Source organism: Phycisphaeraceae bacterium (genome assembly GCA_020851465.1).
GTDB lineage: Bacteria > Planctomycetota > Phycisphaerae > Phycisphaerales > Phycisphaeraceae > JADZCR01.
In genome coordinates, this window is sequence record JADZCR010000003.1 from 286,437 (window position 1) to 312,167 (window position 25,731).

At 60.3% G+C, this 25,731-nt stretch carries 16 protein-coding genes; 5 read left to right on the forward strand and 11 right to left on the reverse strand.

The features are described 5' to 3' along the window. Positions 1-75 precede the first annotated feature (75 nt). Complete coding sequence (locus IT444_04540; GenBank protein MCC7192033.1) at positions 76-1,539, reverse strand: bifunctional folylpolyglutamate synthase/dihydrofolate synthase; 1,464 nt, start codon at positions 1,537-1,539, stop codon at positions 76-78. A gap of 326 nt (positions 1,540-1,865) precedes the next feature. Between IT444_04540 and IT444_04545 the strand changes: the two genes are divergently transcribed. Continuing rightward, positions 1,866-2,636: an SDR family oxidoreductase gene (locus IT444_04545; protein MCC7192034.1), complete on the forward strand. Its 771-nt coding sequence runs from the start codon at positions 1,866-1,868 to the stop codon at positions 2,634-2,636. On the opposite strand, the gene IT444_04550 is transcribed toward IT444_04545, so the two are convergent. Both IT444_04550 and IT444_04555 read right to left on the reverse strand, forming a co-directional pair. Next, complete coding sequence (locus IT444_04550; protein ID MCC7192035.1) at positions 2,611-3,036, reverse strand: DUF2784 domain-containing protein; 426 nt, start codon at positions 3,034-3,036, stop codon at positions 2,611-2,613. The two genes, IT444_04545 and IT444_04550, sit on opposite strands and share 26 nt — an antisense overlap. A 39-nt stretch (positions 3,037-3,075) precedes the next feature. Beyond that, a complete protein-coding gene (locus IT444_04555; protein ID MCC7192036.1) occupies positions 3,076-4,230 on the reverse strand; it encodes an aminotransferase class V-fold PLP-dependent enzyme in 1,155 nt (384 codons plus the stop codon). A gap of 115 nt (positions 4,231-4,345) precedes the next feature. Here IT444_04555 and IT444_04560 point away from each other — a divergent pair, with 115 nt between their 5' ends. Then, on the forward strand, positions 4,346-7,027 hold the full coding sequence (locus tag IT444_04560) for a hypothetical protein (protein MCC7192037.1): 2,682 nt from the start codon (positions 4,346-4,348) through the stop codon (positions 7,025-7,027). A gap of 17 nt (positions 7,028-7,044) precedes the next feature. Here IT444_04560 and IT444_04565 read toward each other — a convergent pair whose 3' ends face one another. The 4 genes from IT444_04565 to IT444_04580 all read right to left on the reverse strand — a co-directional run bounded on the left by IT444_04565 (position 7,045) and on the right by IT444_04580 (position 14,158). Continuing rightward, positions 7,045-7,788, reverse strand: coding sequence for an RraA family protein (locus IT444_04565; protein MCC7192038.1), 744 nt, complete (start codon positions 7,786-7,788; stop codon positions 7,045-7,047). A gap of 37 nt (positions 7,789-7,825) precedes the next feature. Beyond that, positions 7,826-9,280 carry an NAD-dependent succinate-semialdehyde dehydrogenase gene (locus IT444_04570; protein MCC7192039.1) on the reverse strand — a complete coding sequence of 485 codons (1,455 nt, stop codon included), beginning with the start codon at positions 9,278-9,280 and terminating at the stop codon, positions 7,826-7,828. A gap of 648 nt (positions 9,281-9,928) precedes the next feature. After that, complete coding sequence (gene mfd / locus IT444_04575) at positions 9,929-13,303, reverse strand: transcription-repair coupling factor (GenBank protein MCC7192040.1); 3,375 nt, start codon at positions 13,301-13,303, stop codon at positions 9,929-9,931. Positions 13,304-13,351: 48 nt separating this feature from the next. Continuing rightward, complete coding sequence (locus IT444_04580) at positions 13,352-14,158, reverse strand: phytanoyl-CoA dioxygenase family protein (GenBank protein MCC7192041.1); 807 nt, start codon at positions 14,156-14,158, stop codon at positions 13,352-13,354. 216 nt (positions 14,159-14,374) lie between these two features. Here IT444_04580 and IT444_04585 point away from each other — a divergent pair, with 216 nt between their 5' ends. Next, positions 14,375-15,094 carry a proprotein convertase P-domain-containing protein gene (locus IT444_04585; GenBank protein MCC7192042.1) on the forward strand — a complete coding sequence of 240 codons (720 nt, stop codon included), beginning with the start codon at positions 14,375-14,377 and terminating at the stop codon, positions 15,092-15,094. Between the two features lie 56 nt (positions 15,095-15,150). Here IT444_04585 and IT444_04590 read toward each other — a convergent pair whose 3' ends face one another. Then, positions 15,151-15,441, reverse strand: a complete 291-nt coding sequence (locus tag IT444_04590) for a hypothetical protein (protein MCC7192043.1) — start codon at positions 15,439-15,441, stop codon at positions 15,151-15,153. 259 nt (positions 15,442-15,700) lie between these two features. Between IT444_04590 and IT444_04595 the strand changes: the two genes are divergently transcribed. Beyond that, complete coding sequence (locus IT444_04595; GenBank protein MCC7192044.1) at positions 15,701-17,641, forward strand: ShlB/FhaC/HecB family hemolysin secretion/activation protein; 1,941 nt, start codon at positions 15,701-15,703, stop codon at positions 17,639-17,641. A gap of 16 nt (positions 17,642-17,657) precedes the next feature. Beyond that, the gene (locus IT444_04600; GenBank protein ID MCC7192045.1) at positions 17,658-21,197 is read left to right on the forward strand and encodes a filamentous hemagglutinin N-terminal domain-containing protein; all 3,540 of its coding nucleotides are present in this window, start codon (positions 17,658-17,660) and stop codon (positions 21,195-21,197) included. 8 nt (positions 21,198-21,205) lie between these two features. Here IT444_04600 and IT444_04605 read toward each other — a convergent pair whose 3' ends face one another. From IT444_04605 to IT444_04615, 3 genes are all read right to left on the reverse strand, one after another. Then, complete coding sequence (locus IT444_04605) at positions 21,206-22,522, reverse strand: DUF5596 domain-containing protein (GenBank protein MCC7192046.1); 1,317 nt, start codon at positions 22,520-22,522, stop codon at positions 21,206-21,208. 16 nt (positions 22,523-22,538) lie between these two features. Beyond that, positions 22,539-23,561, reverse strand: a complete 1,023-nt coding sequence (locus IT444_04610) for a hypothetical protein (GenBank protein MCC7192047.1) — start codon at positions 23,559-23,561, stop codon at positions 22,539-22,541. Between the two features lie 72 nt (positions 23,562-23,633). After that, complete coding sequence (locus IT444_04615; protein MCC7192048.1) at positions 23,634-25,706, reverse strand: PQQ-binding-like beta-propeller repeat protein; 2,073 nt, start codon at positions 25,704-25,706, stop codon at positions 23,634-23,636. Between the last annotated feature and the right edge of the window lie 25 nt (positions 25,707-25,731).

Below are 25,731 nucleotides of genomic sequence, written 5' to 3' on the forward strand. Positions count from 1 at the left end.
CCGATGCGGTGACTCACCGCCGCTGCGTGCTGCGACTCATCCCGCGTGTACGACGCTGCTGCGACTCCGGCTGGCTTACCGGCCGGCCTTAGCCCGTTTGATCGCGTTGGCCTGATCGCCGAAGTATTTCTTCGCTTCGCCTGCCAGGTAGAAGCTGCCGGTGACGATGATGAGGTCTTCGCGGCTGACCGCACGACCGGCCAGACGCAGGGCGTCCTCCAGCGTCGGTGCGACCTGCGCCATCTTGCCCGACAGGTCGTTGAACTTGGACATCAACTCCTCCGGCTCGCTGGCGCGGGGATTCGTGCGAGCCTTGGTGAAGATGATCTTGTCCGCACCCAGCGCGAGCTGCTTGAGCATGCCGTTGACGTCTTTGTCCTGGCCGCATCCGAAGATCACCACCAGTGAGTCGTACTGGATGTGGGCGCCCAGTGCGCGGATGAGGGCCTGAATCGAGGTCGCGTTGTGCGCGCCGTCGATCAGGATGCGCGGCTCGGTGTTGATCTGCTCCATCCGACCGTGAAGCTGCGTCGCGGTCAGGCCGGCGACCATTTTTTCTTCCGGGATGTTGAAGCCGTGGGCCTTGAGCTTGTCGAGCATCGCCAGGGCAAGGCCGCAGTTGAACGCCTGGTGTTCACCACGCATCGGCACCGCGAGGTGCTCCCAGCGGCTCGTCGGCGTGGTGATGCACACGCGCGTGTGCGGGCCTAACTCGCGGTTGGCCTCGAAGCGATAGCTGAAGTCGATCTCCTTGCCCGTAAACTCCAGCGGAGCACTGACCGCTGCTGCGGCTTCCTCAAACGAGCGGACAACGGCTGGGTCCTGCTCGACGCTGATGACCGGCACGCCCTTCTTCATGATGCCGGCCTTTTCCTTGGCGATCGTCCCAAGATCCCGGCCGAGGATGTTCATGTGGTCGAGACTGATGTGCGTCAGCCCGCAGACCAAAGGCGTGACCACGTTCGTCGCATCGAGACGTCCGCCCAGTCCCGTTTCCAATACCACGATATCCACCGCCTGATCTGCGAAGTAGCGCAGAGCCGCAGCGGTGATGATCTCGAAAAAGCTCGGCGGATGATCGCCGAACTTATCCTCGATCTTTTCGATCTGCTTGAGCAGGTCGGCCAGGTCGGCATGACTGATCATCTGACCGTCAATCTGAATCCTCTCGCGGATATCCACCAGGTGCGGGCTGGTGTAAAGCCCCACGGTGTACCCGCACGCCTGAAGCATCGACGCGAGCATGGCACAGGTCGAACCCTTGCCCTTGGTGCCGGCGACGTGAACGCATTTGAGTTCCTTGTGCGGGTCGTCGAGGTGCCCCAGAAGTTTGCGCACACGCTCAAGGTTGAACGTCTTGCTGTTGTAAGGCACGATGCGGAGACGCTCGTAGTCGGTGTGCTCGTATAGCCAGCGAAGCATCGCCTGATAGTTGCTGCCACCCGAAGCGGTGTGCGACTTGGCGGGGGCAGCTTTTTTGGCGGTGTGCGAGGAAGACTTGCCGGAGTGGCGCTTGGTTTTCATGGTGGAGGTCGGCATAAGGGCGATCAGCTTACCGAATTACGGCGTTTACGTCAATTTTGCAGTTGTTACTCGTTTATTTTCAGTAACTTACGAAAATACGACGGTTTTGCACGCATGCAAAATTCAGGGGAGAGTTATAACGATTTTAGGCTGCCGACCGCCGTAAAACACGGGCAATCCACTAATTGCGCTGTTGGAAGCTCTTACTACGGAGACGGCCGATTGTCGTGCTGATGCGTACAGACTGTTTGTCGCCGAAGGCGAAGGCAAGCCGACTCGCCCGCTTTGACAAACTTCGTTACGCTCGCCGACTTGATTCCTCAGACGCAACGGGCTTAACCATGACAGTAAATCGCGCTTTCGATCTTTCGGGTAGAGCAGCATTGGTGACCGGGGCTGGAGTCGGGATCGGTCAGGCGGTGGCGGTCGCGCTGGGTGCCGCTGGCGCAAAGGTGTCGATCCACTACAACTCCAGCCGGGCCGGCGCGGACGAGACGCTCCGCCAAATCCGTGCTGGCGGCGGCGAAGGCGCAGTCATCCAGGGCGACCTGACGCGCGAAGATGACGCCAATGCCGTCGTCGATGCAGCCGTTGAAAAACTGGGGCGGCTGGACATTCTCGTCAACAATGCCGGCGCGTTGCTGGAGCGTGCCACGATCGAGGGTTGCTCACTCGACCTGTGGAACCGCACGCTGACGGCGAATCTCACCAGTGCTTTTCTGGTGACGAAACGCGCGATCCCCTCGCTGCGGAAAAGCGGCAAAGGCTCGATCATCAACATCCTCTCGCTGTCGGTCCAGACCGGCGGGGCGAACGGTGCCGGAGCCTATGGCGCAGCCAAGGGCGGCCTGCTCACTTTCACACGGACATTGGCGCGCGAGCTGGCTCCGCAGGTAAGGACCAACGCGGTAATGCCCGGCGTGATCGAGACGCGACATCACGAGGTCGCCAGCAGTGCCGAAGCGATGGAGAACTACCGCAGGCAGACGCCGCTGGCGCGCAACGGCAAGGCCGAGGAAGTCGCCAACGCGGTGCTGTTTCTGGCGAGCGATGCGGCGAGCTTTACCAACGGCTCGCTGCTCGACATCAACGGCGGGCGTTTTCTCCGCTAGTTTCCTCACGAGCAGATCGACTTCGCCGCGGCGCGCCCCAGATGAACGTCGCCGCCACCGCCGCACCAAAGAGTGAATAGGCGAGCGTGAAGACCCACGGCGGCGCATCGAAGAAAAAGAGCTGATGCACCCAGTAGCCGATGAAACCGCGCGGATAACCCTGCTGCTTCGCCGCTACACGTAGCTGCTCCTCCCAGACCGTCAGCGGGCAATTCACGCCGAGCCACGCCTCCGCAACGACGTAACCGATGCAGACCAGATGCACAATGCGGAACGGCAGATGGCGCACCCACCGCCAGCGACGAAAGAGACCAATGACGATCAGCAGTTCGCCGCCAACGACGAACACGATGAACGCTGCATGAACGAGTGCGACAAGATCAGCGAGGAGTTTGTACATGATCTCCACACGGGTTGGTCCTGATCCCGCGCCCGTTGGTCAAGGCAATGCTTCGATTAACTGGTCGATTTGTTCAGGCGTGTTGTAGAAGTGCGGGCTGGCACGCAGCCGCCCTTCCCGCACCACGATGACGATCCCGCGTGACTCCAGATCCGCGACGATTTTCTCCAGCGGAGGCACGCTCCGTACCGCTGGTGCAGGCGGGATGAAGCTGACGATCCCGCTGCGCTCGCCGTTGTTGCGAGGGCTGAAAACACGGTAGCCCTTCGCGCGTAATCCGTCGCAGAGACGGGCGGTCAACGACTCAATTCTCGACCAGATATTTTCGATGCCGTATTCGAGGATCAATTCGAGTGACGCACCGAGTCCCATGATGCCGGGAATGTTGTAGCTGCCAGGCTCAAACCTTCGCGCGTCGCGCTGAAACTCAAATTGATAGTTGCCGTAATCGGAGGCGTTGACCATGTTCATCCAGCCGACGATGTTGGGATGCAGCGTGGAGATGAGACTTTCACGGCAATAAAAAATACCGCAGCCTTCAGGCGACAGCAGCCACTTGTGGCCGTCGGCGGAAAGAAAGTCGATCCCCAGCTCGCTGACGTTCACCGGCATCGCGCCGACACTCTGGATCGCATCCACGCAGAGCAGCCCGCCGGCGTTGTGAACCATCTCGCTGATGGGCTTGAGGTCGATCCGGTAGCCGGACGCATACTGCACATGCGAAATGGCGACCACGCGCGTGCGATCGGTCACCGCCTGCGTGACATCCTCGACATCAATGCGGCCATCGGCATGTTGCGGCACCTCGACGATCTCCACGCCGAACCGCTTCAGGTCCTCCCACGGATAACGGTTGGCGGGATATTCGACGTTGGTGATGACGACATGATCGCCCGGCCGCCAGTCGATGCCCTTGGCGACGAGACTGATGCCGGTCGAGGTGTTGGGGATCAAAGCGATCTCCGCTTCACCGGCAGCGCCGATGAGCCGGGCGGCCAGCCGCTTGACCTGCCGCGCCCGGGAGTACCAGTGCGAGTTGAGGTAGGACAGGGATTCCGCCTGATCGGCATAAGCTCTGACGGCTGCGGCGGCGCGGCCGCTGATCGGCGCGACGCCGGCATGATTGAAAAACGCCAGCTTCCCCAGAATCGGGAACTCCCCCGCCCGAACGTCCGTCACATGCTGATCCGTCATGACCTGATCCTATCGCGCCCTTGAGATAAAAAATTATTCGACTACTTGACTTTTTATGCCCGCTTTGGTTAAATACTCCAAGAATGCGGCACGTGCCGCCCAAGGGATTCCGGCCATGATCCGTACCGCCGCTCATCTCCCTCCGTCCAACGCCAGCCGCCGCGCGGGTGGTCCCGGCCCCCTATCCCTGCTCTGGCTGGTCCTGCTGGGAATCCTGCTGCCTGCCGCGTCCGGCCATGCTGCCGCATCCCCGGCCGGCAAGCCTGACTTCAACGTCGAGCTGGCCCCCACGGTCACCAAGCTCCTCGACGATAAATCGCTCAGTCCGGCTGAGCGGAGAAGCCTGGCCATTTTCCACGGCCAGTCGGATCGACTCAAGGATTTGACCATCACCGAGCAGGCACAGGTCGCCCTGCAACGCTACGACCTGAACAATTCCGTGTTCAGCCAGGATGTGCCCGTGGTCCTGCGGGCCAAGGCTGCGCTGCTCCGAGGCGAGCCGGAACAGACGCTGGCCTTGCTGGACAAGGACACGTCCGCGGAAGCGACGCTGCTCAAGGCTCGCGCCCTTGAAGACCTTGGCCGGGTTGCTGAAAGCCTGGCCATGTTGACTCCTCTGCGGGAGACGCTCAAGGCAGGCGATCTGACTGACGCAGCGGAGTTGACTGCCGCGACCGAGGGGCTGCTCATGCTCGCTCGGCTCGAAGGTCGCCCGGCTCAGGATTACCGCCTCGCGCTGTCGCTGCTGGCCAAGGCACGCGGTGAACTCGACCGCATGTACTGGCCGGCTTATCTGGCTGAAGCCCGCCTGCTCGACGAGAAAGACAATCCCGCTGAAGCATCGGGGGCGATCCTCGACACGCTGCGGCTCAATCCACAGGCGAGCGAAGCGTGGTACCTACTGGCACGGATGAGCGCGGAGTATTTTGATTTCGACAAAGCCGCCGCCTGCGTCGCCAGGCTCCGCGACATCAATCCGCAACATCCGCTGGCTGACGACGCGGAGGTTCGCCTATTGCTCGCCCAGCGTGACGCCCAAGCTGCCCAGCAGGTGATCGGCGAAGCTCTCAAGCGATATCCCCGGCAGCGAAACCTGCTGGCCCTCGATGCAGCAGTGGAGGCGTTGCTGTTCAACGACTCCGCCCGCGACACAGCTCTGGCGCGATTTGACCAACTGGCACCGAAAAACCCGCTGGCGTTCTTCACCGTCGGCAAGTACCTCGCGCAGGCACGGCAATACAAGGCCAGCGAGGCCATGCTCCGCCGTGCCATTGAGCTGGCACCGAACTGGCCGGACCCGCGTGTCGAGCTGGGTCTGCTGTTGATGCAGTCGGGTGATGAAACCGCCGCGCAGACCGAGCTGAAGCGTGCCAGCGATCTGGACCCGTTTAACTTCCGCGTCTCGAATCAGCTCAAGCTCATCGACGAATTACTGACCTGGGGCAAGCTGGAGACGCCGCATTTCCTCATTCGTTACAAGCCGGGGATTGATGAAGTTCTCGCGCGTGATCTTCAGGAGATGGTCGAGCAGATGTACGCCGACGTAACCTCGGTTTTCCAGTATCAGCCGGAAAACAAGACGCTGATCGAGGTACTGCCGGATGAGAAATGGTTCGCGGTGCGCATCACGGGATTGCCGGAAATCTGGACGATCGGCGCCAGCACGGGTGATGTAATCGCCATCACTCCGCCGCGTGCGGGGGCGCATCAGCGCGGAGCGTTCGACTGGGATCGGGTGATCCGCCACGAGTTTGTCCACACGGTGACTCTCGCGCAGACGCGCAATCGTCTGCCGCACTGGTTTACGGAAGCCTGCGCGGTTTCGCAGGAGCCGGGCGGACGTGATTACAACACCTGCCGTCTGCTGGCGGACGCGCTGCAATCCCATCAGCTTTTCGCGCTGGATCAGATCAACTGGGCGTTCATCCGTCCCAAAACGCCGCGCGACCGTCCGCTGGCGTATGCGCAGGCACACTGGATGGTGGAGTACCTCACTGCGACCTACGGCCATGAGGCAATCGTCAAGCTGCTGACGCTCTACGGCCAGGGAGTACCCAACGAAGCGGCTCTGCAGCAAATCTCCGGCAAGACATCGGCTGAGTTGATGGCGGCATTTCAGATCTGGGCAACCGAACAGGTGAAACGATGGGGCCTGCTTGTGCGCCCGGAAGACGCGGAAATCAGCAAAACTTTAGCCGGCAAACCTCCTGATCCCGCTGCGTTGGCACCGTTGCTGGCCAAATACCCGGACAATCCCTCGCTGCTGCGATTCGCAGCTCAACATGCGATCGACTCCGGCGATGCGGAGACTGCGCGGCAGGCGGTCCTGCGTTACGCGGCATCGCGGCCGGTGGATTCGTGGTCGGATCAAATGCTGGCCGACCTGGCGTTGAAGACCGGCCGGCCCGACGAGGCGATGGGGTCACTCGAACAGCTCGACCGTCAGACGCAGAATACGGGCATCTGGTCCTATCAACTCGCCAAGGTCTATCGCGCCAGAGGGCAGTTGGGAGCGGCGGCGGCAGCGGCTGAACGGGCGCTCAACCGTGACCCGTACAACGCCGCCTATCGCGAGCTGGCAGCCGTCATCAATCTCCAGCGCGGTGACGAACGCGATGCGCTGCGACATCTGGAAGCGATGACGCTGCTTGAGCCGGATCAGGCTGTTCACTTCGTCCGCCTCGCTGCGTATTACGCAAAGCTCGGCAGAAAAGGCGACGCGAAAATCGCTGCTGAAAAGGCGAGGAAGATTGATCCGCAGGCGGATGTCGGAGCGTTTCTGGACACCGGCGGATAGCGCCGATACCCATCGGGCTACCACTCGCCCTTGTTGCCGAACTTCGCTTTGGCTGCTGCGCTGAAGCGAACGACCGATTCATCAATGCCGCTCAGCACCTGGTCGATGGACTTGCCCGCCGTGTTGACCGCTGCGTCGATCACCGTGTTGCACTCGTTCTGATCCATAAAGCGGGCGGCTTCGAGCAGATTTTTCTCCTCGCCTCTGGGGATGGCGAGAAATCCGTGCTTATCGGCATGGATGAGTTGTCCGGGTTCGATGCGCCGGCCAAAGACGACGACCGGTTCGCCCCACCGCACGGGAATTACATGAGCATGACCGACACAAAGCCGCCGAGCCAGAGCCTTGAAACCAGCCCCGGTCATTTCGTCGAGGTCACGGATGCCGCCGTCGGTGATCGTGCCGACACAACCAAGCGACCTGGCGATACTCGACATCACTTCGCCCCAGAATGATCCGTAGAGAGCGGGTTTGTCGAGATCCTGCACGACCACGATCTTTGGCCCGCTGACACTCGCAAGGTATCGACGAAACTCGCTGAATGCCCCCGGGTTGTCCGCACGATGCTGTCGATTGCTCGGCTCGATGACCAGTGTCAGGGCATAACCGACCATCGGTCCCATCTGCGGCATGAAGTCGCGCGTTTCTTCAAGGTTGAAAGCATCTCGGCCGGCATCGCCTTTGGTGATCTGCTCCCAGCCGTTGTAGATCGTGGGTGTATTCCAGCGTTTGAGACCAAGGAGTTCATCAATGTTAATCATGAGTTGGATTGTATCGAATGTATTTTTGAGATTGTGGTTACTTGTCGGCGACGGTCTGCGTCTGGCAGAACTCCAAAAGTCCCTCGACGCCGCCCTCTCGTCCGAGACCGGACTCCTTCATGCCGCCGAAGGGCGCTTCAGGTGTCGGGCCGGTACCGGTGTTGATGCCGACGTGTCCGCACTGGATTCGTGCGGCAACGCGCTGACCACGCTGCGGGTCAGCGGTGAAGACGTACCCCGCCAGTCCGTAAGGCGTGTCGTTAGCACGGGCGATCGCTTCCGCTTCATCCTCAAAAGCTATCACCGCCACCACCGGGCCAAAGGTTTCCTCCTGCGTGAGCGCCATGTTCGGCCTGATGCCGGTGAGAACCGTCGGCGGGTAAAAGTGTCCCCACGTCCGGTCGGACGAGTCCGCGCGGGTGACCGCTGCTGCGGTCAGACATGCGGCTCCTTTTTTCAGGGCATCGGAGACGTGGCGTTCCACTTTCTCAAACACGGCACGGTTGATGAGCGGCCCGATGTCCGTGGCCGGGTCCATGCCGTTACCGACGCGCAGTTGCGACACTCGCTGGGCGGCCGCCTGTGTAAAGCGATCGAGAATTCCGCGTTGCACGAAAATGCGATTGGCACAGACGCACGTCTGGCCGCCGGCGCGGAACTTATTGGCCATCAGAGCTTCGACCGCGGCATAGAGGTCAGCATCATCGAACACGATGAACGGCGCATTGCCGCCAAGCTCCAACGCCAGACGTTTGACGTGCGGGGCTGTTTTTTCCAGCAAAAGTTTGCCGACGCGGGTCGAACCGGTGAAACTCACCATGCGCACCGCGGGATGCGAACAGATCACATCACCAATCGGTCCCGGCGCGCCGCAGACGAGATTGCACCAACCCGCCGGCACACCGACCCGCTCCAGGACGGCGCAGAGCGCGATGGCCGAGAGCGGCGTCAGCTCGGAAGGCTTGACGACGACGGCACAACCGGCCGCCAGCGCGGGGGCAATTTTTTTAGCGAGCATCGCCAGGGGGAAGTTCCACGGCGTGATGAGAGCCGCGACGCCGGCCGGCCGGTGATGAATCGTCCACCGCGCACCGCGAATCGGCTGCGGAAGCACTTCGGGGCCAAGGTGATGAAGCTGATCAGCGAAGTAAGAAAAAAAACCCGCAGCGTACTCGGTCTCCGCGATGCCTTCCCGGTGCGGTTTGCCGTTCTCAAGCGTGATGATCCGACCAAACTCCTGCTTGTCAGCCAGCAGCGATTGGCTCACGCCGCGGAGCCAGTCGCGCCGTTGCGCGACGGGAAGCGGTTCCGCCATAACGCGGGCGGCGGCTCCGATTGCGCTGGTGGTGTCCGCTGCTCCCATGTCAGGCACTTCGGCGAGCGGCTCTCCCGTGGCAGGATTGATCACCGTCAGCGTGCTCCGTGCGTCGCCTCGCGTCCATTGACCGGCGATGTAGCCCAGCGTCTGCGGTAAAAGCGGTGAAGTCAGCACGTTCAACTCTCAGCGAAAGAGAATCACGAATGATAGCGACGTTACCCGCGCAGCTGCTGAACGCATCGAGCCGGACGAGGACGATTGAATCGGATGCGACGGAGCAAAGCGTGGAAACAAAAACCCGCACGCCACCGGCATGCGGGTCCATCTCCTCCCCGTCGGCAAGAGCGGTGGGCGTCCAGGCCCGGCCCCAAACTCGCCCCAGCAACCTTACCGTTCCACACTTGAGCCGCACGACGGCTCCGACCGTCGGCCACGCGCGTCCCGGAAACCGCGCGGGGCCTGCATCACGCTCCAGCCGGCGGAGGCCGTCACCTCACATCCAGCGACACAGACGCAGCGATCCAACAGCACCGACAAAGCTCGGACCTCACGCGCCGCTTCCTCCGATTTTCCTCCTTATGCAGCCGCCCGGCGAAATGAGTCCGGGTGTTTTTCCTGTCCCGCGAGATGACAGCCCGACCATGCAGGCCCAGCGGAACCAATGAGCCAAGCTAAACCCCGCCAATGCGTCAAGCAAGAAAAATTATCACGCATTACGGCGTTAAAGACCGCAAAAAATCGGCTGTGTCAGCGCAGCTCCATTTATCACCAAGGTTTACGCTCATGCGAGATAATGCGGAAAAGTTGACGGTAACTGCAAAATTACTCGGCAGGCGACTGCAACTGGAGCGGTCGGACGAGCAATTTCCGCAACACCGCCACGAGCGTCGGCGGTTCGAGATAGGCGGGCGGCGGGCGGTAGTACACAGTGCGATCGTCGATCATCGTCGCCCGACCCGGCGCACCGGTGAAAACAGCGTCGAGTTTTTGCGGTTGACGAGTGCGAAAGATCAGGTCCGGTCCGTCGAGTTTGATCGACTCGACAAAGTGCAATCCCGCGGCCAGACGAATCTCCGTCAGGTGAATCAGTGTTTGGGCAATCGGCGGCGGCTCGCCGTAGGCGTCGATCAGGTCGCGTACCACGGCGGCAAGCTCATCGAGCGTGACTGCCCGGCTCAACCGCCGATACGCTTCCATGCGGAACTTATCGCTGGCGATGTAACTCTTGGGAATCTGCCCCGTCAACGGCAACTCCAGATGCGTCCTTGGCGGCTCGCTGTCCTGCTGCTGCTTGAGGCGACGCTGTGCCTGCTCAAGGAGGTGGCAATACATCTCGTAGCCCACCGCGGCGATATGTCCCGACTGCTCCTCGCCGAGCAGATTCCCCGCGCCACGGATTTCAAGGTCGCGCATCGCGATCTTGAAACCTGCACCGAGCATCGCATATTGCTCGATGGCCCGGAGACGCTGCGACGCCACATCGGTCACGGGGCGATCTTCGGGCAGAAGCAGGTAGCAATAGGCGCGATGCTTGTAGCGGCCGACACGCCCGCGAAGCTGGTGCAGGTCTGCCAGCCCGAACTGGTCGGCACGGTTGATGAACATGGTGTTGGCGGTCGGAATGTCCAGACCCGACTCGATGATGGTGGTCGAGACGAGGATGTCCGCCTCACGCCGGATAAACCGCATCATCACGTCTTCCAGCTCGTGGCCGGGCATCTGACCGTGACCGATCACAATCCTGGCATCGGGCACCAATCGCTGCACATCATCGGCTACGCTCTGAATGTCGAAGACGCGGTTATGCACGAAGTAAATCTGCCCCTCACGCGCCAGCTCACGCTGGATCGCCTGCTTGATCCGGCGGGTGTCGTAGGGAATCACTTCCGTGACGATCGCGCGACGATCCATCGGCGGAGTCGAGAGCGACGAAATATCACGAAGCCCCAGCATCGACATATGCAGCGTGCGGGGAATCGGCGTCGCGCTGAGCGTCAGCACGTCCACCGTCAGACGCAGTTGCATGAATTTGTGCTTGTGCTCGACGCCGAAGCGTTGCTCCTCGTCGATGATGACAAGCCCCAGGTCGGCAAATTCCACATCCGCGCTGAGCAGGCGGTGCGTGCCGATGATGATGTCCACCTCGCCCCGCTTGAGCGCGTTGAGCGTCTCCCGCGCCTGCGATGGTGTCTTAAACCGGCTGATGCTCTCGACACGGAACGGATAGTCGGCCATCCGCGTGCGGAAAGTCCGCTCGTGCTGCTCCGCCAGCACCGTGGTGGGGACGAGCACCGCGACCTGCTTGCCGTACTCGGCGGTTTTGAACGCCGCCCGGATCGCCACCTCGGTCTTGCCGAATCCCACGTCGCCGCAGATGAGACGGTCCATCGGCTGCTCGTCGGACATATCGCGTTTGATCTGCGCGATGGCGGCGAGCTGGTCAGGCGTCTCCTCGTAGGGAAACTCCGCCTCAAACTCCTTCTGCCATGCGGTGTCGGCTGGGTAACGGATGCCCGGCATGCTGGCGCGTGCCGCCTGAACGCGCAGCAGATCGGCGGCCAAGTCCTTGACCGCTTCGGCGACCTGCTCCTTCTGCTTCTGCCATCGCTTGCCGCCCAGCAGCGACAACGGAGGCCTGCCGTGGAACCCGCCGACATACTTCTGAATCAGGTCGATCTGCGTGGCCGGCACATGCAGCAACGCATGACCATCAAACTCCAGCGTGAGGTACTCCTCGCTCTGACCGCCCTTCTTCATCGTGCGCAGACCGTTGAACCGCGCGATGCCGTGATCGACGTGAACGACGTAATCTCCCACGAGTATTTCGAGGAACGCATCGGACGCCTTCGTGCCTGCTCCGCCGGCGGCGGAGATTCGCCGCACCCGGCGGCGCGTGTGGTAGCGGTGGAAAAGCTCCTGATGGGGAATGAGAAAAAGCGGAGCCGACGTATCGCCGGCCTCCTGATCGTTCCAGATAAACCCGCGATGCAGGTACCCGACCTTCACCTTTTCCTGCGGAACAGCCGCCTGATGGTCGGCGATGATCTCCAGCAATCGTTCACGCTCCGCCGCTTTGGAACACAGCACGACCGTCTCGCCCTCACGGGACATCTCCGCGACTTCACCGACCGCCTTACCCGCGTCGTGGTCGAAGGTCGGCAAAGGGCGCACGGGCATGTTCACGACCTGCGTGCGGTCGCCCGTCGAGGAGTACTGGTTGATCTCGACGTGTTGCCGCCGCGTGATGGTCTGAAAGATCGTGTTGAATGGATAGATACCGCGTGGGTTTGTCAGCCTTTCGTAATAACCGCGAGCCTGCTCGGACAGTTCGAGCATCTCGTGCATCACGACAAGAGCATCCGAAGGAAGCAGTGCCAGCAGATTGGTCGTCGCATCATCGCTCTGGAGCTGCTGGACACTGGCTCCGATGATCTGAATGGTCTGAACCTGCTCGCCCGAACCCATCGTGTCGGGATCGATCCGGCGGATGGTTTCGATCTCATCACCAAAGTAGTCCAGCCGGATCGGGCCGGTGGCGTGGGCTTCGTCGGCTCCGGCGCGTGTCCCCTTGACCGCGCCGGCAGGCGGGTAGATGTCCACGATCCCGCCACGGGTCGCAAATTGCCCCGGCTCCTCGATGCCATCCACCCGCGCGTAGCCCGCTGTCGCCAGCCAATCCATGAGTTTGGCGGGGGAAAGTTCCAGTCCCTTGCGGAGCGTCAGCGAAAGCGTCCCCAGCGCGGAAGGCTCAGGGACCGACTGCATCAGGGCCTGAATCGGTGCAACAAGGACGCACGGGCCGGCAAGACCGGGCATGTCCGCACCCGTGCCGGAGTTTTTCTGCCCTTGTGCGGAAAGCCGCGAGACGACGCTCAATCGCTCAGCGAGCAACTCCAGACTCACCGACGACTCGCCGGGCAAAACCTCCAGCGCGCCGAATCGCTCCGACGACAACGCCATTCCCGCTACAGGGAACAATTCCAGATCATCGAGTGCATCGTCCGCATCATCCAGATGAGGCACCACGAGCAGGACCAGTCGGTTTGTGCGTACCGCCAGGCTGCCGGTGATGAGAGGCGTACTCGACCCCTGCGATCCTTCCGCCACGATGCGCGCATGGTCGCGCAGGCGGAGGACCAATTGATCCACCACCCGCGATCCAACAATTCGCTCAAGCCAAGCGTGGTCGCCGGGCATAGACTCGGCAAGTGTAATGCAGACGCGGGGGGCTTGCCTTGTTCGTTGTTAAACGCCTGCGGCTTCCAACAGGGCTGCGGGAGACAACGCCCCCGGACCAAAGATGGTCGAGTACGTCTCGCCGTTGGCGGCTTTGGTATCCGCGGACATGTAACAGACGCTGAACGCCCGCCGTGAGATGGCAGTGCGATTCACATCGGAACGATGACAGACCCAGTTGTGCAGCAGGGCGACTTCGCCGGGCTTGAGTTCGAGGTACTCAGCCTTTTCATCGGGACATTCCACCGCTGCCTGCTCCGGCGTGAGAAACCCTGAGAGGTGCGATGGGTTGATCAGCCGCCGATGGCTGCCGGGGATGTACTGGACGCAGCCATTCTCTTTCGTGCTCGGATCCAGCGCGGACCAGACGGTGATCAGCGGATCCTTATCGAGGTAGTTCCAGCGGTCCTGATGCCAGGGCAGCATCGTGCCGCGATTGGAGGGCTTGTTGAAGAACATCGCTCGGAAGCAGGCGATCGACACATCGCCGTACACGTGGCGGCAGATTTCGCGGAAAATCGGCAGTTGCATGTACTCCAGGAACAGCGGGTCGAATTCCAATTCCTGAATTTTGCGGTAATCCAGCCGCGCCCCTTTGTGGCCGCGACTCTGCACCCCCGCGTCCTCGTATGCGCCGGTCGTGCTGTCAAGCTGCATCAGCATCCGGTCGTAGTTCACCTTCGCCTGTCCGAGCATGATCTGGTCGATCCGCTTCTGGAGCTTTGCCAGACCCTCATCAGAAAGGACTTTCCCCAGACGGATGACGCCATCTCGCTCGTACTCGGCCCACTGCTGCGCACTGATACCCGATGTCATGTCATTTAACTCCTCAAATGCTCAGGACATCCTACCCGGCAAGGCGGGAACAGTGAACAAAACCTCATCTCGAACCACGTTCCGCAATACAGCCGAAACGTCCTATAAGCCGTAAATCGTCGGATTTTGATCCATTTCAGGTCAAACGGTCGATTTAACGGCCTAAGCCATATTTCGCGCATGGTTGATCGCGCACGGACACAAGCGAGGGTTCGCATGAAACGTCTTTTTTCAACGGGTCTTTTTGTCATTGCCGGTTTGGGTGTCCTGCTTGATGGCAGCCAGGTGACCCACGCAGCCACGATCACCGATGCCTCGACTATTGCGGGACTTAATCTCGCCATTCCCGACGACACCTACACAGGCGCCCTGGCATCGATGACACCCAGCACCATCACGGTGATTGTGGCAGGAAGTGAGCAGATCATCGTTGATGTGGATGTGACAATCGCGCTCGATCACACTTACGCAGGCGATCTGACTATCAAGCTCCAGTCCCCCGCGGGGACGTTGGTGACACTGCTGAATCGTCCCGGTCTGTTTACGCCGGATGACGGCTCTCAAACCGGAGGCGACGCATCCAATCTCAGCGCGAGCTTCGCCATCACTTACGACGACTCGGCAGGCGACAGCGCGGAGGACATGGGACAGGGTTTGCTCGACACCGATATCATCGGCAATCCGTTGAACGGCTCACCCAGCGTTTATTATCCCGATGCTGACGGAGCGGGAAACGACCGGCTCGCCACTTTCAACACAGAGAACGCCAACGGCACGTGGACGCTTTACATCGCGGATGGCGCACCGGCTGCAATCGGCGCTCTTCAGCAATGGTCGCTGCACATCACCACCATCCCTGAGCCGACGACGGGATGGCTGGCAGCAGGGGCAGCGATAGCAGCGACAGCGCTTCGACGACCCAGATCATCGAAGTGAACTTCGTGACTCAAAATCGGAGGGAGCAGAATCAGATGGAGAAAAGTCTCGATCACTCATTGGCCGAGCAGACATTCCAGATCGTCTGCGGCACGGCTGGAGCCTGCAGGCTCAACCAGCATCGCCCACATGGCGTCATTCGCCGCCACGGGTGCGGCGTTGACCTGATGGGAGGTGAAGGCGGGGAGCATCGCACGGCTGCTCGCCGAGGCCAGCCATATTTTGCTCGCCTCCGCACGCGCTACCGTGACCGCCTGCTCAAACACTTCGCGGCCCAGGGAGTCACCCGCGCCGAGACGGATTATCTCCCGCGTGGCGACCCGGCTGGAGTCGAACGAGTGGTTCATCAAAGACTTGCTTGTGGGAGCGGCAGGGTTGGACTGGCACCCAAAAGCGAGAGTTGAGAGCCCCGTCATCGTGATGGTTGCGATTAATTTATTCACAACTTGCTCCCGTTCCATAGTTTGGGCTATTTGCGTACTTCGGACTTATCGACGACTTAGGTTGCTTGGTTAAGCAGTCGGAGCAGTTTGGGAAACAGTTTTTTCCCGCTGCGATAATTCGGTTGCCGATGCAAGGATGAGCCCTGCTGGACATAGGAGGTCCATGAAGCTCAAAACGCAGGTGGGAGCGGTGCTGGTTGGCGTTACGGTCGCCAGTTCGCCGCTCTCTGCAAAAGTTGAATCGAAAGCGCCTCCCGAATCTCCCGGCGCTGCGACCCCCTGGCGCGACGAAGCCGACGACATGGTTTATGTCGTCAGCAGCTTCGTTCCGCGATACCTGCGCGATCATCCCCAGCTCCCTGATCCGGATAGTGTTCTGGATACGACCGTCAGACTGTCACGCGACGGCGACATTTTCACGGCCCCTGCCAAAGAAGGTTCCGCAGAAAAAATCCGATTGCGTGACTTGAACGGCAGCCCGCACTCATTCCGCGCCAGCGCGTTGCAAACTATCCTCGAAGCCATCCGCGATCAATATCTGGCGAAAAATTACATGGGGGTATTCGTCGCACCTGACCCCTTCGAAATCAATCAGGAAGGTCAGGACCTCCGCCCTGCTGACAACCAATCGCTGCGGCTGGTGATCACCGTTGGCATCGTAAATCAATTACGGACCTTGGCTTCGGGCGCACGGGTCGATCCCGACGAACGGGTGGACAATAAAGCCCACGCCCGGATACGCAGGCAGTCACCCATCCAACCGGTCCAACCGGGTCAAGACGCTGCCGACAACAAATCCACACGCACCGACCTGCTCCGCCGCGACCGGCTTGACGATTACGTTCACTGGCTCAGCCGTCATCCCGGTCGGCGTGCGGACGTGGCACTATCGCCCTCGGCCGAGCCGGGCGGTGTGACGCTCGACTACCTCGTCACGGAAAATAAGCCCTGGTCGGTGTACGCGCAGGTCTCCAATACCGGCACGAAAGAGACCAGCCGATGGCGCGAGCGGTTCGGCGCGTTTCACAACCAGCTCACGGGTAACGATGACATTCTCAGCATCGACTACGTTACGGCCGGCTTCGAGGATACGCAGGGCGTCACGGTGTCCTACGACTCGCCGATCGGTGACAGCCGCCGATTCCGCTACCGTTTATTCGGTGCGTGGAGTGAGTTCACCGCGACCGATGTCGGGTTCGCCGCGGACACGTTCGAGGGTGAGAGTTGGAATGCCGGCGGTGAACTGACGTGGAACTTTTATCAGCATCGCGATCTCTTTCTCGACGCCGTGGCCGGTGCGCGATTTGAAAACGTCAAAGTCTCCAACAGTCTGCCCGGTTCCGTTTCGGGAGAGGAAGACTTCCTCTTTCCTTACGTCGGCCTGCGCCTCGACCAGCAAGCGGAGTGGCATACCACGCGAGGCGCTATCACTGCCGAGTGGATGGACGGCGGTACGACTGGTGTCAGCAGAGATCAGATCGACAACCTCGGCCGTCCCTTACCCGACCGAAGCTGGACAGTGCTGCGCGTCGATCTGTCTCATTCAGTTTATCTTGAGCCGCTGCTGTTTCATCAGACGTGGGAAGACCCCAACTCACCGCACGCGACGTTGGCACATGAAGTTTATTTCGCCTTCCGGGGGCAATATACCTTTGACTACCGCCTGATCCCTCAACAGGAGGAGGCCATCGGCGGGTTTTATTCGGTGCGTGGTTACCCGGAGTCAGCCGTCGCGGGAGATTCGGTGTTTGTCGGCACGGCTGAGTACCGTTATCACGTTCCTCGTGCATTCAAGGTGCAGGAGGAGCCGGGCAAACTTTTTGGCAAGCCGTTCCGCTACGCGCCGCAATATCCCTATGGCACGCCGGACTGGGATTTGCTTTTACGTGCTTTTGTGGATGTCGGCCGCGTGAAAACCAATGATGGCGAGAGTCTGGGGGAGTTTAACGCCACGCTGGTCGGCAGCGGTATCGGTGCGGAACTGACGATCAAGCGAAACCTCAGCCTGCGGCTCGACTGGGGCATTGTTCTCAAGGATGTGGATGAGTTGGGGATCGACGCTGGATCGAGCAGGCTGCACTTTGTTGCTACGATCCTCTATTGACCGATAAACGGGGGGCATGGCACGGAAAAACTCGAAACAGGGACGGCCTTCAGGAAACGGCAGCAAGCAAGGAATGGCCGGGGCAACTTCGCGTCAGAAAGCGGCTTGGACGTTCAAGCGTCTGCTCGCCGGAGCCGGCGCGGTCAGTCTGCTGACCGGCCACGTCAAGGCCGCACCTCAAAACGCGCAGGTTGTCGCCGGATCGGCCTCGGTAGCCCAGCAGGGCAATGTCACCACGATCCAGGCCGGTAATAACGCGATCATCCAGTATTCGCAGTTCAACATCGCGCCGCATGAGACGGTGCGATTCGTGCAGCCATCCGCCCAGTCGCGCGTGCTCAACCGGGTTACCGGCCAGTCCCCCAGTCAAATCGCCGGCACGCTTAGTTCCAACGGCATCGTTTATCTCGTCAATCCGCGCGGCGTGTACTTTCTGCAAGGCTCGGCGGTGAATGTCGGCGGCCTGTACGCGGCGGCGGGGAATCTTTCCAACGCTGATTTTCTTTCCGGCAACAATTTCTTCCGCAATCTGGCCGGCCAGGTCGTCAACGAAGGATCACTCCAGGGACGCGCGATACATCTGGTCGGTAACGCGGTCGCCAATCGTGGTTCCATCGTCAGCGATGCGGGCGTGGTCACGATGGTGGCTGGCGGTGAGGTGTATCTCAAGGAGCAAGGCAGCCGCATTACGGTGAAGGTGGACGGCAGGGAGATCACAGATCAGCCGCGACCAGCCAGCGGCGGTGCCAAACCAAACATCAGCGGCGATCCGGCGGTGGAGAATACCGGCAGCGTTCGCGCCAGACGAGGCAGAATCGTGCTTGGTGCGGGCGACATGTACTCGCTGGCAGTACGCAACTCAGGGAGCCTCCAGGCTGACGGAGGAACGATCAACGTCGCGGCAACCGGCGGCGCGGTGGTCAATGATGGTCGCATCGCAGCCGGCTCAACCGCGCAGGCTTCAGGTGAGGTGATCGTGCAGGGGCCGGCCGTCGTCAATGGCGGGGAGATTTCCGCCGATGCTTCGGACGGTGCCGCACGAACCGGACGAGTAGCGGTCACCAGCGATACGCACACTTATCTGCTTGACGGCAGCCGCATCTCCGCCGCCGGGAAGCAAACCCCTGCGGCAGGCGGCGAGGTGCTCGTACACAGCTACCACGGCACCACATCCGTCGCTCCACGCGCGGTGATCGATGCCTCCGGCGGAACCACGGGCGCGGGCGGAAGTGTCGAAGTATCCGGACAGGCACTCGCGATTCATGGGTTCATCGATCTGCGCGGCGGTGACGGCGCATCGGCAGGCCAGCTCTTGATCGACCCGCTGGACCTCATCATCGGCGATACCGGATCGCAAGACGCCCTGCTCGCCGATCGACAAATCGACTTTGCCGAACCTGATACCACCAGCTTGACGACTGTCTCCGACGAAGCACTGGAAGCGATCACCGGATCGATCACGCTTCAGGCGACACGGGACCTGGTGGTTAACCAAACGGTTGACCTGACAAAGAACAACGACGTAACGCTCGAAGCGGGACGCCACCTGACACTCAATGCCCCGATCAATGGAGCACGCAATTTCACCGCACGATCTGACAGCGACGGCAATGCGGACGGCGACCTGACGATCAATGTCGCGCTGACATCCATCGGGCGGGCAGCTCTGTTTTCGGGGAACCGCATATTCCTCAACGGCGCGACGATTGCTACTGGGCGGACGCAGCAGTTCATCGGCGATGTGACACTCGGTGCGGATACCGTGCTCAGCGCGACGGGGACGCGATTTGAAAATCGGCTCGACTCCGACGTGACGCCTCGCTCCCTGACCGTCAACGCCAGCACTTACTTCGGCGGTCCGGTCGGCAACACGGCCCCGCTGTCGTCTCTATTGGTTCAGGGCGCAGCCAACTTCTACGGCGGCCGCGTCACCACACTGGGCGCCCAGACTTATCGTGAAGCAACGGTCGGTAATGACACGGTCCTCACCGGCACGACAATCCATTTTCGTGATGCGGTGAACGGCGACATCGGGGCTGAGGGCCTGCGTGTGGAGGGGAATGCCATCTTCGACGGCACGGTCGGCGAAACCCGGCTGCTCAAGAATGTTTTCGTCACCGGCACGACCGATCTCAACGGCGGACTTGTTCACACGGTTGACGATCAGGATTACATCGGTGCGGTGACGCTTGGCCGGGATAACTCCCTGATTAGCAACAGCGGCGATATCCGCTTCACTTCGACTATTGACGGTCCTTACTCGCTGGGCGTTTTTGCCCGACTGGGCAACATTCGGCTGGGTGATACGGTCGGGGGCGCGACGAAGCTCGCGTCACTCGAGCTGGCGGCCGGCCCGTTAATCACCATCGATGCCCCGCTCGTGCAGGCTGTGGGTGACATAATCATGAACCGCGACGGCAAAAGCGCGATTCCCACCGTCGCCACGATCGCTGCCCCCAGCGGTGACCTGCTCATCCATTCCGATGCGGGCGATTTTCTGGTCGGCCCCAATGAAAAAATCACCAACATCGGCGCGTTGACGATCGACCTGCCCGGCACGGGTGCCACTGCGACCATCGGCGACCTCAACAGCCTCGGCGATATGCGGATTAACGCTTCGAACATTCTCCTGCGCCTCCGCAATGCAAGCACACTGCTGAACTCCACAGGAGCTATGGATACCGATGCCGGCGTGGATATCGTCACGGGAGGTCGGTTGTTTTTCAGCAGCGTACCGTCCACAACAGGCGCGGGCGGCGTTCCGCGAATCGGTTCACCGGATGGTGCGGCGGGCGATATGTCTGGAACGCTCAGCGGAATCGGGGTGACGAAAATCGCGCCGCTGACGACGGATCGCTTTACCTACAACGGCACGGTGCTGGACCTGAGAGTAGTCCCGCTGTCTGATCCGCCGCCGGTTCCGCCGCCGACTCCAACGGGGGCGACATCGCGGCTCGCCGATTCGCTGCCGGGGAGTTCGGGGCCGATTCCGTTTGTAGATCGTGTACTGCGTGATGTTCTGCTTGGCCCTCCAGGTCGATATTCGTTGTCGCAGGAAGTAGCCCTGCCGACGCGAAGTCTCCGTGGCTTCGAGGTCGCGCAGGTACTCAGCGGACGCGAGCTGTATAACGATCTGGGTGCTCCGCGTGCGGACGAACCGGATGCCAACGCTGCTGGCCACGATGTTGCCATCCATCGCATTCGGCGGCAGACGGCTATGCGGCTCATCGCTGAATACAGCGAACTTTTTGCGTTGCGGGACGACGGCAGCGTCAACCCCGGTCTGGCATCACTCCGTGAAGCGTGGCAGGCGTTCCATCAACAACCCGACGGGCCTGCCGACACGAAAGCGTTTCGCGCTTTCATGACCAGAGAAACGCAATACCGCGACGCGCTGGCTTACTTCGAGCGAGTCAACGGCTTCTTCAACGACCTGAATCTCGTCGGCATCACGCCAGCGGAACGGAAGGCGGTAATCGCGCGGGTACGTGAAAAGATGCTCCCGCCGACACAGGTGGCAGCCCGACCTGAGACGGATACGGTGTTCCAGCGATAACGGACCGGCTATGGAGTGCGGTGCCGACCATGATCGCACTGGCTGTCAAAGTCAGAGCGATACACCTGTCGACCCCACTTGAGATCTTCGCGCAGCAGGAACATGCCGCCGCACCGCCAGCAACCCTTGCGTTTGACATGATCGAGAATCACACGACGTAACGTGGTGTCACGCGGGGCGGTGTCGAGGTTGTCCGGCTTGCTGCCGAACACTCGTTCCCACGTCTGAAAATCACTCGTACCCTCAAGGGGTGTCAGATAAAACTCCCGCTGAAAGCGCACGATGTTGCTCTGTGACGGCAGATAATCGCCCAGTTGATCGTCAAAGAGCCAAGAGGCAGAGCAGAAACCGCGAAAACGATGACGCGGAAACCAGCGGGGAAAGCATCTCATCGCAGCAGCGAAAGACTTTCCGCATTCAGCAAAATCCATCGGACCCATTGCTGGAATGTGTACGCCGAGCATGGGGTCACCTTTTTTGAGCACGATCTTCCACTCACGGGAGCGCAGGTTGATCGCCTGTCGCTGCACCTGTCCCCTTGGTGTAATGCAGAATCCACGGATGATCTGATTGTGACGAGTAATGGTCGCGGTCCACTCGCCGCGCCCTGGTCGCTGATCGGCAGGGACGAACTGCCCCTGGGCATCCATCCTCGCGCCGTGTCCGACCAATGCGACAGTCCGACCGGTGCGCCGGTGACGGTAAACGACGATGTTCTGATTGAAAGTCGTCGGCTCAAACTGCAAGCGACCGAGGCGCAGATTCCGCCCGGCGAGGTGAAGCATCAGCCACCCTTGGCGGGTAAAACCCCAGACTCCATGCCGCGCGAGATGGTCGCGCATCCACACTTCCACATCCGCTAATGTTTCTCGCGTGATGCGGACCGGTATGCCTCGTTTGGCGTTGGCTCTTTCCAGATCAGGCAACCCGGACAGCACCACGACAGCGTAGAGCAGCCGCCCCGGCTCACCCAAACACTCATCCATTGACGGCCAGGAATACGAGGGAATCTGTTGCGGCCTGCCGGAATGAAAAGTCATCCAATGGCAATGCCAGGCAATGCGTTCAAGGGTGGGATCATCCGCGATTCCTGCTGCTGCCCCAGCCATCGCTTCGCGTGCATCCGGCTGCATTCCAACCCGCTGACAGAGCGAGCGGATCGCAGAGGGCTTCAGAAAAGGAACTCGCCCGGCCCGATAGGTCCGCTGCGATCTCGACCAATCCGCTGCCCACGCAGCTTGCGCTTTGGCGGTGCTTTCAATAGACAAGCCCAGTGCTGCGATGGCGGCACCGGGCTTGCTGGTTGGCGTGATCTTTTTCATCATCGACCGGCGATTTTAATCACGGATTGGTTGACTTCGGCCGGACTTTGATTTTGACGTTGTATTTGCCGGGGAAACTGTTGGACGCATACCCCTGGTGCATGGCGATGGCAAATTGCAGCTCGCCGCTCTGCTCTGCGGTGAACGTGTTATTCGATCCGACTTTGAACACCGAACCACTCTTGCCGATCTTCGCGATCAGCATCCCCATCGGAATCTGGTTCTGGATGTACCAGCCGTAGTTCGGCGCACCATCAGGCGTGGACTGAGCATCGCTGCCCCAGGGCGTCATCACCAGCGTGCCGTCAGCCTTGACCGTGATCCGATCGCCTTTGCTCACCTTGATGCCCGATTCCTTGAATCGCAGTTGCACAAGGTTAGAGCCGTCCACGGAGAGCGACTTGTTGATCTCCTCCACGCCCTTGCTGATATTTCGTGAAGCGTTGCGGATATCGCTGAGCTTCACCGTCAACTGACCGTAATTACTTGTGACGGCAAATGACTTGGGGACGATCCGCCCGACGATGGTGAAATCCGCTGTCTGGATCATGTCCAGACGGATGACCGCAGCTGGCTGCGGCTCATCTTCATCGACCGACACATCATCGTTGAACTCCTCAAGAATCGCATTGATGCGAAGCTTGCGCTCCGGGTCGGCGGTCGCCTGATAACGCACCAGCTCGTTGCGGAGCGACGGCCCCATGCGGATCAGAGCCTTCTGGGCGGCGTCGCGTTCGGTGACTTCCTGTGAACCGAGCTTCTCGACCAGCTTTGCGAAGTTCGCCTGAAAATCCGTGTGGCTGTCCAGCCCCGGCGTGACCGAAATGATCTTGGACACCGGCACAACCAGTGCTCCGAAATCTGTATCAATCGGAATTTCCTTGACACCCAGCGTGCCGCTGATGATGGATCCGTCCATCAGATTGAAGGTGACCAGACCACTCGACGCACTATCCGCGGGACGTGTCGTCTGCGCGTCAGCCGCCGAAGCGAGCATTCCAAGAATCAGAAGCAATGCGGGAAAGCGGAGATGGATGTTCATGAGATGCGTTCCTTTGTTGACTCTGCTGAATAAGCCGACACATCATGCCGTAGGCATGACCTGCTGGCTACTTTATGGTGCCGCTGTCCGGTACCCGACTACTGTCGTGTCGGTGATGAGAATCAGCGTTTGATCGACGGCGAGCACAGACCCGCCAGTGGGTTCCGTATCAAACTCGGTAAGCATCTGGGTGATTTTGCCGGTCTTGCGGTCGATGTCGAAAAGCCCAGCCGTACCGTAGAGGTAAACCTGTGACTGGGTAAATAGCGGAGCATCGACATTTTTACCGAACAACTCCGACCACCAGCGTCGCTCCAACGAACTCGGCTTATAGGTTGTCAGCGCATCGCCGAGTACGTAAAGCTCGCCATCAATGATGCCCAGCAGTGCATCCGTTGATCCGATTTCTTTGGTCCAGAGGAGGGAGCGATCGTTGATGTTTACTGCGTGTAATTCTTCCTGTCCTTTGTCCTTGAAATAAAGGATGCCATGCTCGATCGGCAGATCACCGCGCCGACCGCCAGTCGACGGCATCGCACCGCGGCGGCGAGATCGATTGGAAAACATTTTTCGACCTTCACCGTACATATACGCCCAGGCTATTCGCTTTTCCACGGGATCCACCGCCACCAGAGCACCGTCATTGGTCAACACGAAGATCTGATTGTCAGTCGCTTCGATCTGTGGTTCCAGGTCCACGTTGTACCCGCCTCGCGGGTTTTGAGTCGGGTTTCCCAGCACCAGTTCCCAAAGTTTTGTGCCGCTGGTCCGGCTCATCGCCACCAGGCTCAGCTCGCCGCGCATCTGTTTCAACGCGGTGCAATAGACCACGTCACCCTCGATCACGGGTGAACCGAGGAAGAAGTATTCCCCCAGCCCTGAGTTACCCGACGTGTTCCATTTGAGCTTTCCAGAGGCAGCGTCATAACAGGCAATCCTCAAGTAAGGCATACGGTTCTGTTCGTAACCCGTGCTGAAGATCAAGCCGCGATCAAGCAACATCGCGCCGCTGTTGAATATTCCGTAATTGACCATCTGCTGGACACGTGGCGCGATCGCTTCGGGTTTTTCTGATTGCCAGATTACTTTGCCTGTTTTGGCGTCGATCGCGGTCGTCAAACCAAACCAATTGACGTACACCCGCGTTTCATCGCTAACTGCTTCGGGGCGCAGATTGTCGATCATCCCGCTGCCATAGCCGCTGTTCTGAAACGCCACGGCAACCTGTTGTCGGAGATTTTCGTTGAAGAACTCATACTTCCACGCCGGGACGTCAGCCTTGGGAAGCGGAATTTTGTCCGGCACCGGGTTTGATGCGGCAGCGAGTCCGGCAGCGTCGGCAGCATCCGAAGCGCGTTCCTTCGCCAATGCGGTCAGATACTCGGTCACAGCGACCTCGCCGCCGCCGATCACGACTTTCTCTTCGGGGTATCTTGTCTGAACACGCTGCTGAATCTGATCAAACCGCGTCCAATCACCCGCTCGCGCCAGGGCCGTCGCCTGTTTCACATAAAGTCGGGCAACCGAGATCGTTGAATCCGGGCAGTAGGTGATGATGTCCGCCCAACATTTGGCGGCCTGAGAAAAATCACCACGTTCAAAATAGGTGTCTCCAAGCCGATCGGCGGCGGCGGGGCCATAACTGGAGATGAGATACTTCTGGTACACCTTCTCCAGTGCGGCTAATTCTTCGGAAGAACCTTCGGGTTTCTCCAGCAGAGCTTTGGCCTGTGCATCGTAAAACACACGAAACGCCTGCCGACCATCCGGCGGAAGTGATGCCAATCGTCGCCGACCGTAGAGGTCCACCGGCATGACAAAATCGTTCGCCGTGCGAACCATCGGTACAGGGTTGGCCGATTGGAAAGTCTCCATCGCACGGAAGGCTTTGTCCCACTGTTTATTGGTCAGCAATTGCTCAAAGTCGGCGACGGCGTCAGTGGTTTGCTGCGACTCTCCGGGAACACGAAAGGCAGCCATGCTGGAAACCGACTCACCTTGAGGGCTGATAGATAAGACAGCCCTCATGTTCATCTGGACCATTTCTCTAGCGAAACCTTGAATGGGCAGCACACCCGTCAGCGCAACGGCTGCAACGGTAAAGCACCGGGCGCGCTGGCTGAGTCGCTGGCTGTGTCGGTGCATCACGCATCCCCAAGTGGTTCGATCC